Raw genomic sequence first — 17548 nt, 5'->3', positions numbered from 1 at the left:
GGGCCACCGGCCCGGAGAAGCGCAGCCCGGGCAGGCCCGGCAGCAGAGTCATTGCGCGGTCACGACCAGGGCGACGGAGTCGGTCGGGGCGACGGCCCCGGCGGGCACCGCACGCACCCGGAACCACTTGGCGTCGCCGGCCCTGGCGCGCCCGGTCCGAGTGACGACCGCTCGCAGCACGGCCTGCTCGCCCGGCGCCAGCACCGCGGTGCGGAACCTCCCGGCCCCGACCCCGCTCGTGACGTCCACCCCGGCCGCCAGGTAGCGCACCGAGAACCTCTTCGAACCCGTCGCCGCGGAGATCCGGAACGCGCTGTCGCGACGACCGTCGTTCTGCACCCGGACGGCCACCGTCACCGTGCCGCCCCGCCGCAGCTGCGCGGCGACCTGCTGCTCGGCGACCGTGCCGTACACACCGTCGCCCACCCACCCGCCGGAGCCGACGAGGCGGATCGACACGTCGGGGTGCCGTGCCGCCGGAGCGACGGTGTAGTGGTGGGTCACCGTGGTGAGGTTGCCCGCCCCGTCGCGCGCGGTGACGGTGTAGGTGTGCTCACCGGGCACCGTCGTGTCGACCTGGCGGTCGGCGGTGCCGGTGCACTGCCGCAGGCTGCTCCCGCCGCGGTCGGTGCAGCCGAAGTCCGCCGTGACCCGGGCCGCCCAGGGGTACGTCGCGCCCTCCGCGGGCGCGTCCAGCGTCACCGAGGGGGCCTGCGCGTCGGGGACCTGCATCAGGGCGGCCCGGTAGGTCGAGTAGAAGTCGTTCGGGTTCGTCGGGTCGACCGGCGGCGTCCTGATCTCCCACAGCACCTCGCCGGTCGGGCCCACCTCCGTGGCCACCGCGTCCCGGGAGGCGGCCCAGCCGATCAGCGTGTTGCCGTTGGCCAGCCGGGAGGCGGAGCCGGCGAAGAAGCCGAACCGGGCGGCGGGGGCGACGTCGCGGACCAGCGTGGCGGTGCCCGCTCCCTCGTCGAGGGCGTACTCGGTGACGCGGGTGAAGGGCCGGTCGATCGTGGGTCCCCCCCGGTCGGCCGGGTCGACGCAGAGGCTTCCGAACATGGAGGCCGAGCCGTTGTCGAAGACCAGGATGTGGCCGTTCGGGAGCTCCGAGGCGGTGTGCTGGGCGCACGGGCCGCCCGGGTAGGGGTCGTCGACGAAGGTGAAGTCGCTGTCCCGGCCGCCCAGCTTCCAGATGATGCCGCCGCGGCCGTCGCCGTCGTCGGTGCGCCAGTCGATCTTGAGCACCGCCGACAGGTGGCGGAAGGAGGCCAGCAGGTTGCCGTCGGCGGTGAGCCAGACCGAGTTGATGTGGGCGTAGTCCGCCGCCGAGGGGTCGGCCACCGTCTCGGCGTGGAGGTCCTCACCGGGCACGTCCCCGCTGTTCCACGTGTAGACGACCTGGCCGTCGGGGGCCTGCTCCTGGATCACGGCGTCCAGCCGGCCGGTGCCCGCGTTGGGCTCGTAGCCCAGCAGGATCCGGCTGCCGTCCGGCCGCACGATCGAGTCGTGGCCGTCGGTGTTGGTCATCAGGGCGGTCTCGTACGCCGCGAGCGGGCGGAAGTGGTCGTCGAGCTCGACGATGCGGTAGCCGGTGCGGTCCGGGGTGGTGGTGGGCCGGCCCACCGTGTAGTGGCCGTTCGCGGCCTGCTTGAGGTCGAGGCTGCCGGCGTTCTCGCCGGTGACGTACACGGGAACCCCGTTGCGGTCGACCGCCGTCTCGAACTCGGCGTGGGGATCCTGGGACCAGCGGGTGAGGGTGAGCGCCACGTAGCCGGGCGCGAGTCCGGCCTTCCGGGTCACCAGCTCGATCTGGGGGAACTCGGCGGGGAGGTAGACCAGGGAGTGCACCCTGGTGCCACCGGAGTCGGAGAAGATCACGGAGATCTCGTCGCCCTCAACCAGCCCGTCGACGGTGGCGGTGCCGTCGGGCTCGGGCCGGCCGTCGACCAGGACCGTCCCGGACGGGTCGGAGGTGCTGGCGGTGACGGTGACCGTGCCGGCGGTGGCCGACGTGGTCGTCACCGCGAACCGCTCCGTGCCCTGCGCGAACGCGGGGAACATCCCGACCCCCGCCCCCGAGACGGCCAGCGTGTGCGTCGGCGGGGTGGCGGCGCGCGCCTGGTCCGGCCTGGTCCCGGCGAGCACGCCGGTGCTCGCGAGGGCCACGGCGATCGCGGCGTACCCGTAGATCCTGCTGCGTGCTCGCGGTGCCCTCACGACCATGGATCCTACGGCGGACCACCCCCGCGCGGTCGCGAGACGGGTGCGGCAGGATGAGCGCCATGACCGAGCTGGTGCACTATGACGTGGCCGACGGGGTGGCCACCATCACCCTGGACTCCCCGCACAACCGCAACGCGCTGTCGCGCCAGCTCGTCACCGAGCTGTTCGAGCGGCTGGCGGCCGCCGAGGCCGACGACGCGGTCACCGCCCTGCTGCTGCGCTCGGCCGGCCGGGTCTTCTGCTCGGGCGCGGACCTTGCGGAGGCATCCGCGGGGAGCATGGAGGAGGGGACCCGCAAGATCGTGGAGCTTCAGCGGCTCATCGTCGGGCTGGACAAGCCGGTGGTCGTGGAGGTGCTCGGCGGGGTGCGTGCGGGCGGCATCGGGATCGTCGCCGCCGCCGACATCGCGGTCGCCGCGGAGGACGCCAGCTTCGCGCTCACCGAGGTCAAGCTGGGGCTGGCGGCCGCGACCATCTCCCTCACGGTGTTCCACCGGATGACCCCGCGCGCCGCTGCGCTGACCACCCTCGGCGGCGAGGTGTTCCGCGGCACCGAGGCGGCGGCGTACGGGCTGGTGACGCTCGCGGTGCCTGCCGAGCAGCTGTCCGCCGAGGTGTCCCGGGTGTGCGCCGCGCTCACCACCGGCGCCGCTCAGGGCCTGCGGGAGTCCAAGCGCATCCTCAACAGGGACCTGCTCGCCCGCATCGACGCCGACGGCGAGGAGCTCGCCGCGCTGAGCACCCGGCTGTTCGCCTCGGACGCGGCCCGCGAGGCGATGACCGCGTTCCTCTCGCGCAGCAGGTAGCAGGCGCGAACTTCGCCGACCACCCGACGGCGGCCCGACCAGACGACGTAGGATGGTGAGCTTGCCGCCTGAGGCGGCGGGACGTACCTGCCGCCCTCGGCGGCGAGCGCACACCCGCCGCCTGCGGCGGCGGGGCACACCAGTCATCGTCGAATCGGGAGAGTCGTTGACCGAGGAGCTCGTCGAGCGTGAGATCGCGGCCGAGCAGCGGTTCGTGGACCGGGTCTACGTCCAGCTGGAGAAGTCGGCCGAGGCCGCCCAGGCGCTGGCCCGCGAAGGGCACGGCCGTGGCCGGCTGGGTCACGAGGGTGGGCTCGTCGAGCGCGACGCCATGGTCTTCCAGGCCGCCAAGCGGATCGCGCAGCTGGACGCCGCGCACGAGGGCCTGGTCTTCGGGCGCCTCGACCTGCGGCCCGAGCGCGACCCCCAGCCTCGCTACATCGGCCGGATCGGGCTGCGGGACGACGCCCGCGACTCGCTGCTGATCGACTGGCGGGCCCCGGCGGCCGCGGTCTTCTACCAGGCCACCGCGGTCGATCCGCAGTCGGTCGTGCGACGCCGGGTGCTGCGCTGCCACGGCTCCACGGTGGCCAGCGTCGAGGACGAGCTCCTGGACTCGGACGCCGGGACCGACCTGCCCATCATTGGCGAGGGCGCCCTGATGGCCCAGCTCTCCCGGGCCCGCGACCGGTCCATGCACTCGATCGTGGCGACCATCCAGGCCGAGCAGGACCGCGCCATCCGGGCCCCCGGCAAGGGTGTGGTCTCGATCACCGGCGGTCCGGGGACGGGCAAGACCGTGGTCGCCCTGCACCGCGCGGCGTACCTCCTCTACACCGACCGCCGCCGCTACGAGGGCGGAGGGGTGCTGGTCATCGGCCCCTCGGGGGTGTTCATGCGCTACATCGAGCGCGTGCTGCCCTCCCTCGGGGAGACCGCGGTCGCGCTGCGCTCGCTGGGCGAGGTCGTCGACGGGGTCCGAGCGAGCCGCCACGACGAGCCGGCCGTCGCCGACGTCAAGGGCTCGGCGCGGATGGCCGAGCTGCTCCGGCGTACGGCGCGCCAGCAGGCGCCGGGGTCACCCACGTCCTTCCGGGCCTTCTGGCGTGACGACGTGATCGTCCTCGACCCACGCGTCCTGGGGACGATCCGCCGCTCGCTGATGTCCCACGGCCCCCGCAACCGCCAGCTCTCCCGCGTCGCCCCCGCGCTGCTGGAGGCGATGTGGCGGCAGGTCCGGGGTGAGCGCGGCCGGGAGCGTGGCCGCGAGGCGTTCACCGACGAGATGCTCTCCCAGCAGTCCTTCGTGGACTTCGCGGCCGCCTGGTGGCCCCCGCTGGACGCCGAGCACGTGCTCGGCTGGCTGCGCGACCCCGAGCTGCTCGCCCGGGTGGGCGACGGGCTGGTCTCCCCCGAGGACCAGCTGCTGCTGCTGAAGTCCTGGACCAGTGCTGACTCCTGGGCGGTCGAGGACGTGCCGCTGCTCGACGAGCTGCGCTACGCCCTTGGTGACGTGCCCGCCCGGCACGAGGAGGAGCACCACCTCGACGACACCCTCTCGTTGCTCGAGGGTGGCGTGGACCTGCACGAGCTGACCACCGCGGCCGACCGGGAGTACGCCCCGACCGGCCGGCCGTGGACCCCGCCGACCCACCGGATCGAGGACGACGCCTACGCGCACGTGCTGGTGGACGAGGCGCAGGACCTCACCCCGATGCAGTGGCGGATGGTGGGCCGCCGCGGCCGCACCGCCTCCTGGACGATCGTCGGCGATCCGGCGCAGTCCTCGTGGCCGGAGCCGGCCGAGGCCGCCACCGCCCGGGCCGCCGCGCTGGACGGCAAGGAGGTGCACGGGTTCCACCTGTCCACCAACTACCGCAACTCGGCGGAGATCTACGCCTTCGCCGCGGCGTACGCCGAGCGGGTCGGGCTCGACGCCGACCTGCCCGCGGCGGTGCGCACGACGGGATGGGAGCCGGTGGCCCGGACCGGGATCGCCGACCTCGAGGCTGCGACCCGGGCCGCCGTGGGCGAGCTGGCCGACGCGCTGCCCGGCACCCTCGGCATCGTGGTGCCGGTGGCCCGGCGGCCCGAGGTGAGCAGCTGGCTGGCCGGCTGGGAGGAGCTCGCCGCGGACGCGCCCGGTGCCCGCGCGGGCCTCGGGGACACCCCCCCGGGCGAGGACCGGGTCGTGGTGCTCACCGGCCTGGACACCAAGGGCCTGGAGTTCGACGGGATCGTGGTGGTGCGGCCGGAGGAGATCGAGGCCGAGTCGATCACCGGTCGGGCCACTCTGTACGTGGTGCTCACCCGGGCCACCCAGCGGCTGGTCACGATCTCCTGACCGTCGCGGACGCCATCCGGGGGGAGCCGACGTCTGCTCCGTCCGGATGACGTCCCGCAGGCGGCCGGGACCGCCCCTGCGCCGTAGGGTGCAGCCATGCCTGCGCCCGTCTCCGCTCGTGCCGCCCTGGACGCCATCCGTGGGCACGAGGCGTGGGCGGTCATCCGGCGCAAGGCCGAGCCCACCGCCGGGATCATCGGCGGCCCACGCGCCGTGGTGGAGAGCGTGCTCGACATCCCGCTGGAGTCGGGGACTCCCGAGCCGGGCCGCAGCGTCGACCGGCTGGCGGCCGTGCCGTTCCGCCAGGTCCGCGAGCGGGGCTTCGCCGCAGTCGACGACGGCACCCCCCTGGTGGTCATGGAGATCCGGGACGAGTTCGAGGTCGACGTGGCCGACCTCGTCGACGCCCTCCCGCAGGAGCCGATCGGCTTCGCCGACCCCGGCGGGTTCGAGATCGGCGACGCGGACTACGCCGCGGTCGTGGAGGCGATCATCCGCGACGAGATCGGGCAGGGCGAGGGTGCCAACCTGGTCGTGGGCAGGGCCTACCGCGCCCAGCTCGACGCGTGGGGTCCCGACCAGGCGCTGTCGGTGCTGAGGATCCTCCTCGAGCGGGAACGCGGCGCCTACTGGACCTACGTCTTCTTCACCGGCGAGCGCTACCTCGTCGGCGCCAGCCCCGAGCGGCACGTGTCCGTGCGTGGCGGCGACGTCCGGATGAACCCCATCTCCGGCACCTTCCGGCTGCGCGGCGGCGGGGACCTCAAGCCGCGGCTGCTGGACTTCCTGGCCGACGAGAAGGAGATCTACGAGCTCTTCATGGTGGTGGACGAGGAGCTGAAGATGATGTGCGACGTCTGCACGGAGGGCGGCCAGGTGCTCGGGCCCTTCCTCAAGCCGATGACGCACCTGGTCCACACCGAGTACCTGCTGGCCGGCCGGACCACCCGCGACCCCCGCGAGGTGCTGCGCGACACGATGTACGCCGCCACGGTGACCGGCTCCCCCGTGGAGAACGCCTGCCGGCTGATCGCGGAGTACGAGCAGGAGGGGCGGGGCTACTACGGTGCCGCGCTCGCCCTGTTCGGCCGCGACCCTGCCGGGCAGCCCACCATGGACAGCCCCATCTGCATCCGCACGGCGGAGGTGGACGTCGACGGCCGGCTCAAGGTCACGGCCGGGGCCACCCTCGTGCGCGACTCCGACCCGATCAGCGAGGTCGCCGAGACCCACGCCAAGGCAGGCGGGATCCTCGGCGCGTTCGGTCTGGTGCCGGCCGCCCCGGTGCCGGCCGAGGGCGTCGCCGACCTGGCCCGGGACGAGGACGTGCTGATCGCCCTGGGCTCGCGCAACCAGCGGCTCTCGACCTTCTGGCTCACCGACCAGGGTGGGGCCGCGCCCGACCCCGCTCTGCGCGGGAAGCGCGCTGTGATCCTCGACGGTGAGGACGACTTCGTGAACATGCTGCGCCACGTGCTGCGGGTGCTCGGCATGTCCTCCACGGTGGTCCGGCACGAGGACTACGTGCCCGGCGCGCTGGCCGGCCACGACCTGGTGATCCTCGGCCCCGGGCCGGGGGACCCCCGCGACGGGACGGACCCCAAGATCGCCCGGATCCGGGCCGCGGTGGACGAGCTGCTCGCCTCGGGGCAGCCCTTCCTGGCCGTCTGCCTGGGGCACCAGGCGCTCTGCCACGGGCTCGGGATCCCGCTCGCCTTCAAGGACATCGTGTTCCAGGGGACCCAGTCACCGGTCACGATCGGGGACCGCACCGAGCGGGTCGGCTTCTACAACACCTTCGTCGGCCGGGTGGGCGAGCGTCCGCTGCCGCCCGGGGTCACCGTGGAGGCCGACCCGGTCACCGGCGACGTCCACCTGGTGGCCGGGCCGCACTTCCGCGGCATCCAGTTCCACGCCGAGTCGATCCTCACCGAGCACGGCTACGACCTCATCCACGACCTGCTCCGCGACCTGCTCCTCCCCTGACCCCCGATAGTCCGCCGCGAGATTCATCATTTCCGGGCGCCGGATGATGATTTCCGCGGCGGACTGTCCCGGGTGGGGACGCTAGGTTGACCCGGTGGCCACCCCGGACGTCGTGGTCGTGGACCACCACGACTCCTACACCTGGAACCTCGTGCACCTCATCGCCGAGGTCACCGGGGTCGTGCCCACGGTGGTCCAGCACGACCAGGTGGGACCCGAGGAGGTGCTCGCGCACACCCACGTGGTGCTCTCACCGGGCCCGGGCCGGCCCGACGACCCGGCCGACTTCGCGGTCGGCCGTGAGGTGCTGCTGGCGGGCACCCGGCCGGTGCTCGGGGTGTGCCTGGGCATGCAGGGCCTGGTCACGGCGTACGGCGGCCTCGTCGAGCGGGTTCCTCCCGCCCACGGGGAGGTGGCCCGGATCGAGCACGACGGCCGGGGCGTCTTCCGCGGGGTGCCGCAGGGGTTCGCCGGGGTGCGGTACCACTCGCTGGCGGTCACGCGGCTCCCCGACGCCCTCGAGGCGACCGCGTGGAGCCGCGACGAGCGGACCCTGATGGGGGTGCGGCACCGATCCCTCCCGCTGGAGGGCGTGCAGTTCCATCCCGAGTCGGTGCTGTCCGAGCACGGGCTCCGGCTGGTGGCCAACTTCCTGGCGGCGCCGTGAGCCGCGACCCCGCGGCCTCCTTCACCCAGGTGGCGGCGACCCACCCCCGCTGCTTCTGGCTGGACGGCGGCGGGGGCCGCGCCTGGTCCGGCCGGCGCTCGATGGTCGGGTGGCTCGACGAGGACGACGTGTCCTTGTCGTACGACGCGGCGCGCGGCGAGGTCGTCCGGCACGTGGGAGGCGGCCGGCGGGTCGTCGGCGAGGACGTGTTCGCCGCCCTCGAGGCGGAGCTGGCGGCGGGACCGCCGGACGCGCACTGGGTCGGCTACTTCGGCTACGCCGCGCGGAGCGACCTCGCGGCCCGGCCGGATCCCCGGCTCCCGGACGCGGTGTGGATGCGGGCCCGCGAGCTGCGGTTCTTCCACCACGAGACCCCGCAGCCTGTCCCGGGTCGCCCGCCACTCGTGCCGGGTCGCCCGCCTGAGGTGCCGGAGGAGTACGAGCGGGCGTTCACGCGGGTCCAGGAGGAGCTGCACGCGGGCAACTCCTACGAGGTGAACCTCACCTACCGGCTGGCCTGGGCCGCGGACCTGGCCCCCGCAGCGGCCTACCTGGGCCTGCGCGAGCTGAACCCGGCGCCGTACGCCGGGTTCCTGCAGCACGACGTGCCCGGGGCGCGGGCCTGGCTGCTGAGCTCCTCCCCGGAGCGGTACGCCCTGGTGACCGCGGACCGCACCGTGGAGACCAAGCCGATCAAGGGCACCACCCCACGGGGGGCCACGGCTGACGAGGACGAGCGGCAGCGGGCGCTGCTGGCGAGCGACCCCAAGTGCCGCAGCGAGAACCTGATGATCCTCGACCTCCTCCGCAACGACCTGTCCACGGTGTGCCTGCCGGGCACGGTCACGGTGCCGGAGCTGATGGAGGTGGAGTCCTACGCCGCCGTGCACCAGCTGGTCTCGACCGTGCGCGGGCGGCTCGCCCCCGGTGTCTCGACGGTCGGGGCGCTGCGGGCGCTGTTCCCCGCGGGCTCGATGACCGGCGCGCCCAAGGTCCGCACGATGCAGATCATCGACGCGGTCGAGGAGACCCCGCGTGGTGCCTACGCGGGCGCGTTCGGGTGGGTCTGCGCCGACGGCCGCGCCGACCTGGGGGTGGTGATCCGCAGCCTCACCACCGCCGGGGACGGGACCTGGCAGCTGGGCACCGGCGGCGGGGTCACGGTGCGGTCGAGCGTGACCGAGGAGTACGCCGAGTCACGATGGAAGGCCGATCGCCTGCTCCGCGTGTTCGGTCCCTCGCGTCCTCCTCGGCCAGCGCCGGAGCGGGCGGCACCGGCCGACCGGGCAGCCGCACGGTCAGCCGGGCGCCCCCCGCGTCGGAGCGACCGGCGGTGACGGTGCCCGAGTGGCGCTCGACCACCCGGCGCACGATCGACAGGCCCAGCCCCGACCCGGGCATGGCCCGGGACTCCTCGGAGCGGTAGAACCGCTCGAAGACGTGCGGCAGGTCCTCCTCCGCGATGCCCGGCCCCTCGTCGTCCACGGTGAGGACTCCGGACCGGAGCGCGACCCGGATCGTGCCCCCGGGCGGGCTCCACTTCGCCGCGTTGTCGAGCAGGTTGGTCACCGCCCGCTCGAGGGCCGCGGGGTCGCCCTCCACCCACCACGGGGTCAGCTCCACGTCCAAGGCGATGTCGGGGGCACGCCGGCGTACCCGGGCCACCGCGCGGTCCACCACGTCCTGCAGCTCCACCGACTCCACCACGAGCGTCATCGGCTCGTCCCGGGCCAGCTCGACCAGGTCACCGACCAGCGTCGAGAGCTCCTCCAGCTGGGCCCGGACGTCGTCGAGGAGCTCCTGGTAGGCCTCCGGGGGCAGTCCCCGGGAGCCGTTGGCCTGGGTGAGCAGGTCCAGGTTGGTGCGCAGCGAGGTGAGCGGCGTGCGCAGCTCGTGACCGGCGTCGGCGACCAGCTGGCGCTGCCGGTCCCTGGAGGCGGCCAGGGCGGTGAGCATCTGGTTGAACGCGCGGGCCAGCCGGGCGATCTCGTCGTCGCCCTCGACGGGGAGCGGGGTGAGGTCCTCGGTACGGGCGATCCGCTCGACGTCCACGGTGAGCCGCCGGACCGGGCGCAGCCCGTTGCGGGCCACCGCCCACCCCGCGAGACCGGCCGCCAGCACGCCGAGTCCGCCGAAGACCAGCATCACCACCGCGAGCCGGGACAGCGTCTCCTCCTGGCCCGCCAGCGACTGGGCGATCACCAGTGCCTGGCCGTCCCCGGCCGAGACCGTGGCCACCCGGTAGTGCTGGCCGTCGGTGCCGCGGATGGTCCGCACGACGTGGTCGCGCGTCCCCTGCGCGACCTGCAGCTCCGACCCGCCCAGCTGGATGCCGGGCCAGTTGTCCGCGGTGAGGACCGCCCCGTCGGAGGAGATGAAGCTCACCCGGATGTCGGCTGCGCCGAGCATCCAGGACGGCACGTCGCTGGCAGTGGCCCGGGAGAGCGTGGGCGACTGGACCGCCTTCGCCGCCCGGTCCAGCAGCGAGTGGTCCAGCGTGGTCTGCATCTGCATGCGCACGGTCATGAACGCGGCCAGCGCCACGAACGCCACCGCCACGCCGACCGCCATGCTGGTGAGCACGATGACCCGGGAGGCCAGCGAGCGGCGGTAGTGCCAGCGCCCGCTCACGATTCCTTCAGCACGTAGCCGACGCCACGCACCGTGTGGATCAGCCGCGGCTCGCCCGCGGCCTCGGTCTTGCGGCGCAGGTAGCCGACGTACACCTCGAGCGAGTTCGCCGTGGTGGGGAAGTCGTAGCCCCACACCTCGTCGAGGATGAAGGCCCGCTCAAGCACCCGCCGGGGACGGCGCAGGAACATCTCCAGCAGGGTGAACTCGGTGCGGGTCAGCTCCATCGCCCGCGGGCCGCGGCGCACCTCGCGGGTCGCCAGGTTCATCGACAGGTCGGCGAACGCGAGCACCTCGTCCTCCCCGTCCTCACGCGGCACCACCCGGCGCAGCAGGGCACGCAGCCGGGCCAGCAGCTCGGCCAGCGCGAACGGCTTGGTGAGGTAGTCGTCGGCCCCGGCGTCCAGACCCTCCACCCGGTCGCCCACCGCGTCCCGCGCGGTCAGCACCAGGATCGGTACGTCGTTGCCGGCGGCCCGCAGCGCCCGGGTGGCCTCGATGCCGTCCAGCCGCGGCATCATCACGTCCATCACCACGACGTCGGGGGCGCTCAGCCCGATGCTGGCGAGCGCCTCGGCGCCGTCGGCCGCGAGGACCACGGTGTAGCCGTTGAACTCCAGGGAGCGGCGCAGCGACTCCCGCACCGCCCGGTCGTCGTCCACCACGAGCACCCGGGCAGGGGTCGAGGAGGCGGGGGTCGCGGCGTTCACGCCCCCACTGTGCCAGCCCTGGCTGAACCGTGCCTGAGAAGTCGGCGGCTCAGACGAAGGTGGCGGCCGCGGCGGCCGCGCGAGCGGCGTACCCGCCCCCGAACAGGCAGGCGTGGACCAGCAGCGGGTAGAGCTGGTGCAGCGGGACCCGTGCCTGCCAGCCCTCGGCGAGCGGGGTGGCGTCCTGGTAGGCCTCGAGCACGCGCGCCAGGTGCGGCAGGCCGAAGAGCGCGAGCATCGCCAGGTCGGTCTCCCGGTGCCCCCCGTGCGCGGCGGGGTCCACCACGAACACCCGCCCGTCGCTGCCCCACAGCACGTTGCCGTTCCACAGGTCGCCGTGCAGGCGTGCGGGCGGCTCCTCGGGCACCAGGTCGGCCAGCCGGTCCACCGCGGCCTCGATGGTCGCCGCCTGCCCCTGGGAGACCGTGCCCCGGTCGCGGCCCAGCCGCAGGTAGGGCAGCACCCGGCGGGTCGCGAAGAAGTCCGCCCAGGTGGCGGCGGGGTCGTTGGACAGCGGTAGCCGGCCGATGAACCCGTCCTGGTCCCAGCCGTACGCCGGGGCGCCGGCCGTGTGCGTGGCCGCCAGCGCCTGGCCGAAGGCGGCCGCGGCGTCCACCCCGGGCCGACCCGGCTCGACCCAGCGCAGGATCACGCAGTCGTCGTCGGCGCCGAGGACCTCCGGCACCTCCACCCCACCACCCTCAGCCAGCCAGCGCAGCCCGCGCACCTCGGCGGCGAAGAAGCCGCGGGGCGGGTGGGGGTGGGTCTTCATCAGCGCGGTGGTGCCGTCGGAGAGCCGGAGCCGGGTGGCGGTGGCGATGTCGCCACCGGCCACGGGGGCCGTGGCCACCACGGCGCGGCCCAGCAGCGCCTCGGCCTTCCTGGCCACCCCCGGTTGCCGGGTCATTGTGAGGCGAGTCCCTGCCGCAGGGCGGCCACGATCGCCCGGCCGGTGCGCTCGACCATGGTGAGAACCTCCTCGAAATCCTGGTCCCCACCGTAGTACGGGTCCGGAACCTCGCTCCCCGGCTCGACCGGGTCGAAGTCGCCGAACAGGCGGACCCGGTCCAGCTCCTCCGCCGACGCACCGGCCCGGCGGGCCTGCGCGCGCAGGTCGCGCAGGTGGGTGTGGTCCATCGCCAGGACCAGGTCGTAGGCGCTCGGCCAGCCCGGGGCGATCTGACGGGCCCGGTGCCGGCTCGGGTCGTAGCCGGCCTCCCGCAGGTGCCGCGCCGAGCGCGGGTCCATCCGGTCCCCGACGTGCCAGCCGCCCAGCCCGGAGCTGTCCACCGCCACCTGCCGGTCCAGCCCCTCGTCGGCCAGCAGTGCGTGGAGCACGACGTCGGCGGTGGGGGAGCGGCAGATGTTGCCGGTGCAGACCACGGCGATCCGGTAGTCCGTGCCGTTCCTGGGTGCGGGGAGGGCGGTCATCGGTCAGGAGGCGGGCGAGACCGCGGTCATCGCCTCCCGGATCGCGACCTCGGCCCCGGCCAGGTGCGCCTCGAGCTCGGCGGCGGCGCCCTCGAGGTCGCCGCGCTCGAGCATCTCGAGCAGGTGGCTGTGCGAGCCGGCCTGGGCGTGGGCGTTGCGGCGGATCCGGTCGATCTGGGCGAGGGCGACCTTGAGCTCGGCGATGAGTGCGGCGGCCATGGCGTTCAGCCGGGGGGAGCCGGTCAGCGCGACCAGGGCCAGGTGCAGGGCCAGGTGCCGCTCGTTGAGGACCTGGTACGACGCGTTCAGCTCCACGGCCTGGATGTACTCCGCGAGTGCCCGGCGCACCCTCCCCCGGGCCTCCTCGGTGGCGCGCTCCCAGTTGCGGACACCGGCCACCTCGAGCACCGCCCGGGCGCGCACGACGTCGCTGATCGCGTCGGGGTCCGGTGCGGTGACGGAGACCCCCCGGTTGGGCTCCCGGGTGGCGATCCCCTCCGCGACCAGGACGCCCAGCGCCTCCCGCACGGTGGACCGGGCGACGCCGAGGCTGTCGGCCAGCGCCACCTCGCGCAGCGGCGTACCGGACTCGAGGTCGCCGTCGAAGACCGCGCGACGCAGCTCGTCGACGACCCGGTCCACGGTCGAGGAGCGGGTGACCGACAGTCCCGAGAAGGGCGAGCCCGTGGTGGCAGCCATACGACCATTGTCTGACAACCCGACCCGGGATCGAAGCGGGGGCGGGGTGATTCTCGTCAAGTTGCCTTCCGCGAGTCGCGCCTCGCGCCCCGTCGAGTCGCGCCTCGCGCCCGGTTGAGTCGCGCCTCGCGCCCGGTCTCCGCCCGGACTAGGGTCGATATGTGAGCAGTCCGCCGCCCCGCCCCACCGTGCTCGGCATCCCGGCGTACGTCGCCGGCAGGCCACCGGCTCCACGGCCCGGGCTGACGGCGTACAAGCTCTCCTCCAACGAGAACCCCTACCCGCCGCTCCCCGGGGTGCTGGAGGCGGCCACCGCAGCCGCCGCGCGGATGAACCGCTACCCCGACATGGGCAACACCGAGCTGTACGCCGCCCTGGCGGCCCGGCTCGGCGTGCCCGAGAGAGCGCTGGCCGTCGCGACCGGCTCGGTGGCGCTGATCTACCAGCTGGTGCAGGCCTGGTGCGAGCCCGGCGACGAGGTCGTCTACGCCTGGCGCTCCTTCGAGGCGTTCCCGATCGCCGCCGCGGCGGCGGCCGCCACCTCGGTGCGGGTCCCCGTCACCGCCGACGGGCGCCACGACCTGGCGGCGATGGCAGCCGCCGTGACCGACCGGACCCGGGTGGTGATCGTCTGCTCGCCGAACAACCCGACCGGCCCGGCCCTCACCCAGACCGAGCTGGACGCCTTCCTGGCGGCGCTGCCCGAGCGGGTGCTGGTGGTGCTCGACGAGGCCTACGTGGAGTTCGTCCGGATGGCCGACCCCGTCGACGGGCTGGCGACCCTCGCCCGTCACGACAACCTGGTCCTGCTGCGCACCTTCTCCAAGGCGCACGGGCTGGCCGGGCTCCGGGTCGGGTACGCCGTGGCCGCGCCCCCCGTGGCCACCGCGCTGCGCGCGGTCAGCCTGCCGTTCGGGGTCTCGATCGTCGCCCAGCAGGCTGCGACGGAGTCGCTCAACCACGGGCCTGCGCTCCTCGCCCGCGTCGACGCCCTCGTGGACGAGCGCGAGCGCGTCGTCGCGGCCCTGCGCGACGTGGGCTGGGCTGTGCCCGAGGCCCAGGGGAACTTCGTGTGGTTCGACCTCGGCGAGCGCACCGACGAGTTCGCCGCCGCCGCGGAGGTCGCCGGACTGACCGTCCGGGCCTTCACCGGCGAGGGCTGCCGGGCCTCGGTCGCCGAGCCCGAGGCGAACGACCGGCTCGTCCGCGTGGCGGCGGCGTTCGGCTGACCCCGCCCGGCGCGACGTACGCCGCTGCGAGGACGTTGACGCCCCGGGGTCCGGCCCCGGTACGTTGGGCGCAGCGGGCCCGACAGCCGTTGCACCACCCCCGCACGCCCGGACCGGCCCGCCCGAGGCGCCCCGCGGAGACCCCGCGCGGCCCGACGACCTGAAGGAGCGCGTAGGTGAGTGAGACCGCAGCAGGGCAGTTCGGCCCCGACCTCGCGGAGGTGTTCGGGCCCTCGGCCACCGACACCGACCCGGAGTTCATCCAGCTGCTCACCCCGGAGGGGGTGCGCGTCGAGCGGCCGGACTTCGCCTTCGGCACGGCGATGGCTCCCGACGCCGAGGCCGAGATGATCCGCGGCTTCTACCGCGACATGGTGCTGACCCGGCGCATCGACATCGAGGCCACTGCACTGCAGCGCCACGGCGAGCTCGGCATCTGGGCCCAGCTGCTGGGGCAGGAGGCGGCACAGATCGGCGCCGGCCGGGCGCTCCGGCCCCAGGACTTCGTCTTCCCCACCTACCGTGAGCACGGCGTCGCCTGGTGCCGCGGCGTGGACCCCCTCCGGCTGCTGGGCCTCTTCCGCGGCGTCAACCAGGGGGGCTGGGACCCCGCCGAGCACAACTTCCACCTCTACACGATCGTGATCGGCGCCCAGACCCTGCACGCGACCGGCTACGCGATGGGCATGCAGCGCGACGGTGTGGTCGGCACCGGTGACCCCGAGCGCGACGCGGCCGTGGTCGCCCACTTCGGCGACGGCGCCTCCTCCCAGGGCGACGTCAACGAGGCGTTCATCTTCGCCGCCTCCTACAACGCCCCCGTGGTGTTCTTCTGCCAGAACAACCAGTGGGCCATCTCCGAGCCGATCGAGCGGCAGTCGCGGATCCCGCTCTACCAGCGCGCCCGCGGGTTCGGCTTCCCGGGCCTGCGCGTGGACGGCAACGACGTGCTGGCGACGTACGCCGTGACGCAGGCGGCGCTGCAGCGCGCGCGCGACGGCCAGGGACCCACCCTGGTCGAGGCCTACACCTACCGGATGGGCGCGCACACGACCACCGACGACCCGACCCGCTACCGGCACTCCGACGACGTGGAGCGCTGGAAGCTGCGCGACCCGATCGCCCGGGTGGACTCCTACCTGCACCGCAACGGGCTGGCCGGGCCGGAGTTCTTCGAGGCCGTGGACGCCGAGGCCGATGAGCTGGGGGCGCGGCTCCGGGAGGGCTGCAAGGCACTGCCCGACCCCACGCCGCTGAGCATCTTCGACCACGTCTACGTGGAGCTGCCCGAGGAGCTGGCGGCTCAGCGCGAGGAGTACGCGGCGTACCTCGCGAGCTTCGAGGGGGCGCACTGATGACGACCAAGGTCACACTCGCGAAGGCCCTCAACCTGGGGCTGCGCAAGGCGATGGAGAACGACCCGAAGGTGCTGCTGATGGGCGAGGACGTCGGCAAGCTCGGCGGCGTCTTCCGGATCACCGACGGCCTGCAGAAGGACTTCGGCGAGGACCGGGTCATCGACTCCCCGCTCGCCGAGTCCGGCATCATCGGCACTGCCGTCGGGCTGGCGCTGCGCGGCTACCGTCCCGTCGCGGAGATCCAGTTCGACGGGTTCGTCTACCCGGCCTACGACCAGATCGTCTGCCAGGTCGCGAAGCTGCACTACCGCAGCCAGGGCCGGCTGACGGTGCCGATCGTGATCCGGATCCCGTTCGGCGGCGGCATCGGGGCGGTCGAGCACCACAGCGAGAGCCCGGAGGCGCAGTTCGCGCACACCCCGGGCCTGAAGGTGGTGTCCTGCTCCAACCCCGTCGACGGCTACTGGATGATCCAGCAGGCGATCGCCTGCGACGACCCGGTGATCTTCCTGGAGCCCAAGCGGCAGTACCACGCCGACAAGGCCGACCTCGACGAGACGGTGGCGCCGGACCCGCTCTTCGCGTCCCGGTTGGTGCGCTCGGGGGTCGACGCGACCGTCCTGGCCTACGGGCCGACGGTCAAGCTCTGCCTGAAGGCCGCGGAGGCCGCTGCCCAGGAGGGGATCTCGCTGGAGGTCGTCGACCTGCGCACCCTCGCGCCGCTGGACCTGGCCCCCGTCTACGCGTCGGTACGCCGCACCGGGCGGGCGGTGGTGGTCCACGAGGCGCACGTGACGCTGGGTCTGGGCGCTGAGCTGGCCGCCCGGATCACCGAGCAGTGCTTCTACTCCCTGGAGGCGCCGGTGCTGCGGGTCGGCGGGTTCGACACGCCGTACCCCCCCTCGCGGGTGGAGGATGCCTACCTGCCCGACCTGGACCGGGTGCTCGACGCCGTCGACCGGACGCTGAAGTTCTAGAAGGGGGACCCCTGTGCCCGAGTACCTCCTGCCCGACGTCGGTGAGGGCCTGACCGAGGCTGAGATCGTCTCCTGGAAGGTCACGGTGGGCGACGTCGTCGCCATCAACGACATCGTCGTGGAGATCGAGACCGCCAAGTCGCTGGTCGAGCTGCCTTCGCCGTACGCCGGGACGGTCAGCGCGCTGCTTGTCGCCGAGGGCGACACCGTCCCGGTCGGCACGCCGATCATCGCGATCGGCGAGCCCGCCGCCGCGGAGGCCCCTCCGGCGCCGGTCAGCGGCGGTGAGGTGATCGACACCAACATCCCGCCCGAGGGGCACCCCACGCTGGTCGGGTACGGCCCGCGCGAGGTGGTGGCGATGCGGCGTCCCCGGCTCGGCTCGGCCTCGCCGCGGGCGGAGTCGGCCGCCGCCACCCAGATGCAGGTGCAGGGCGCGTTCTCGCCGGGCGGCGCGCAGTCCCAGGCGGTGCTTGAGTACGACTAG

At 73.9% G+C, this 17548-nt stretch carries 14 protein-coding genes and 1 pseudogene; 9 read left to right on the top strand and 6 right to left on the bottom strand.

Going from position 1 to position 17548, the window contains the following annotated elements; translation table 11 throughout:
- Positions 1-48: 48 nt before the first annotated feature.
- Positions 49-2217 (bottom strand): aryl-sulfate sulfotransferase, encoded by a 2169-nt coding sequence (locus PLP61_RS06685; protein ID WP_324501612.1) that lies wholly within the window; start codon positions 2215-2217, stop codon positions 49-51.
- Positions 2218-2282: 65 nt separating this feature from the next.
- Here PLP61_RS06685 and PLP61_RS06680 point away from each other — a divergent pair, with 65 nt between their 5' ends.
- From PLP61_RS06680 to PLP61_RS06660, 5 genes and pseudogenes are all read left to right on the top strand, one after another.
- Positions 2283-3029 (top strand): enoyl-CoA hydratase-related protein, encoded by a 747-nt coding sequence (locus PLP61_RS06680; protein WP_324501610.1) that lies wholly within the window; start codon positions 2283-2285, stop codon positions 3027-3029.
- 166 nt (positions 3030-3195) lie between these two features.
- Complete coding sequence (locus PLP61_RS06675; RefSeq protein ID WP_324501608.1) at positions 3196-5373, top strand: HelD family protein; 2178 nt, start codon at positions 3196-3198, stop codon at positions 5371-5373.
- A gap of 96 nt (positions 5374-5469) precedes the next feature.
- Positions 5470-7359: an anthranilate synthase family protein gene (locus tag PLP61_RS06670; RefSeq protein WP_324501606.1), complete on the top strand. Its 1890-nt coding sequence runs from the start codon at positions 5470-5472 to the stop codon at positions 7357-7359.
- Positions 7360-7453: 94 nt separating this feature from the next.
- Positions 7454-8026, top strand: a complete 573-nt coding sequence (locus PLP61_RS06665) for an anthranilate synthase component II (RefSeq protein WP_324501604.1) — start codon at positions 7454-7456, stop codon at positions 8024-8026.
- A gap of 101 nt (positions 8027-8127) precedes the next feature.
- Positions 8128-9198: pseudogene (locus PLP61_RS06660) on the top strand (anthranilate synthase component I family protein); the annotation flags it as partial.
- Here PLP61_RS06660 and PLP61_RS06655 read toward each other — a convergent pair.
- Genes PLP61_RS06655 through PLP61_RS06635 form a run of 5 tightly spaced genes read right to left on the bottom strand, consistent with a single transcriptional unit; the run spans position 9185 to position 13497 of the window.
- Positions 9185-10657: a sensor histidine kinase gene (locus PLP61_RS06655; RefSeq protein ID WP_324501602.1), complete on the bottom strand. Its 1473-nt coding sequence runs from the start codon at positions 10655-10657 to the stop codon at positions 9185-9187. The pseudogene PLP61_RS06660 and the gene PLP61_RS06655 sit on opposite strands and share 14 nt — an antisense overlap.
- Positions 10654-11367, bottom strand: a complete 714-nt coding sequence (locus PLP61_RS06650) for a response regulator transcription factor (protein WP_324501600.1) — start codon at positions 11365-11367, stop codon at positions 10654-10656. Before PLP61_RS06650 ends, PLP61_RS06655 begins: the two co-directional genes overlap by 4 nt.
- Positions 11368-11416: 49 nt before the next feature.
- The gene (locus PLP61_RS06645; RefSeq protein ID WP_324501598.1) at positions 11417-12274 is read right to left on the bottom strand and encodes a fructosamine kinase family protein; all 858 of its coding nucleotides are present in this window, start codon (positions 12272-12274) and stop codon (positions 11417-11419) included.
- A complete protein-coding gene (locus tag PLP61_RS06640) occupies positions 12271-12798 on the bottom strand; it encodes a low molecular weight protein-tyrosine-phosphatase (protein WP_324501596.1) in 528 nt (175 codons plus the stop codon). The genes PLP61_RS06645 and PLP61_RS06640 overlap by 4 nt, the downstream gene beginning before the upstream one ends.
- Before the next feature lie 3 nt (positions 12799-12801).
- Entirely contained in the window at positions 12802-13497 is a 696-nt protein-coding gene (locus tag PLP61_RS06635; protein ID WP_324501594.1) for a GntR family transcriptional regulator, read from the bottom strand.
- Between the two features lie 161 nt (positions 13498-13658).
- Between PLP61_RS06635 and PLP61_RS06630 the strand changes: the two genes are divergently transcribed.
- The 4 genes from PLP61_RS06630 to PLP61_RS06615 all read left to right on the top strand — a co-directional run bounded on the left by PLP61_RS06630 (position 13659) and on the right by PLP61_RS06615 (position 17548).
- A complete protein-coding gene (locus tag PLP61_RS06630) occupies positions 13659-14726 on the top strand; it encodes a histidinol-phosphate transaminase (protein WP_324501592.1) in 1068 nt (355 codons plus the stop codon).
- 176 nt (positions 14727-14902) lie between these two features.
- Complete coding sequence (gene pdhA, locus PLP61_RS06625; RefSeq protein ID WP_502888980.1) at positions 14903-16081, top strand: pyruvate dehydrogenase (acetyl-transferring) E1 component subunit alpha; 1179 nt, start codon at positions 14903-14905, stop codon at positions 16079-16081.
- Positions 16081-17061: an alpha-ketoacid dehydrogenase subunit beta gene (locus tag PLP61_RS06620; RefSeq protein WP_324501590.1), complete on the top strand. Its 981-nt coding sequence runs from the start codon at positions 16081-16083 to the stop codon at positions 17059-17061. The genes pdhA and PLP61_RS06620 overlap by 1 nt, the downstream gene beginning before the upstream one ends.
- Before the next feature lie 13 nt (positions 17062-17074).
- Positions 17075-17548 (top strand): biotin/lipoyl-containing protein, encoded by a 474-nt coding sequence (locus PLP61_RS06615; protein ID WP_324501588.1) that lies wholly within the window; start codon positions 17075-17077, stop codon positions 17546-17548.

Source organism: Nocardioides sp. (assembly GCF_035429765.1).
In the GTDB taxonomy this organism is placed as follows: Bacteria; Actinomycetota; Actinomycetes; order Propionibacteriales; family Nocardioidaceae; genus Nocardioides.
Note: the sequence above shows the minus strand (reverse complement) of the source record. Positions and strands in the feature narration are given on the sequence as shown.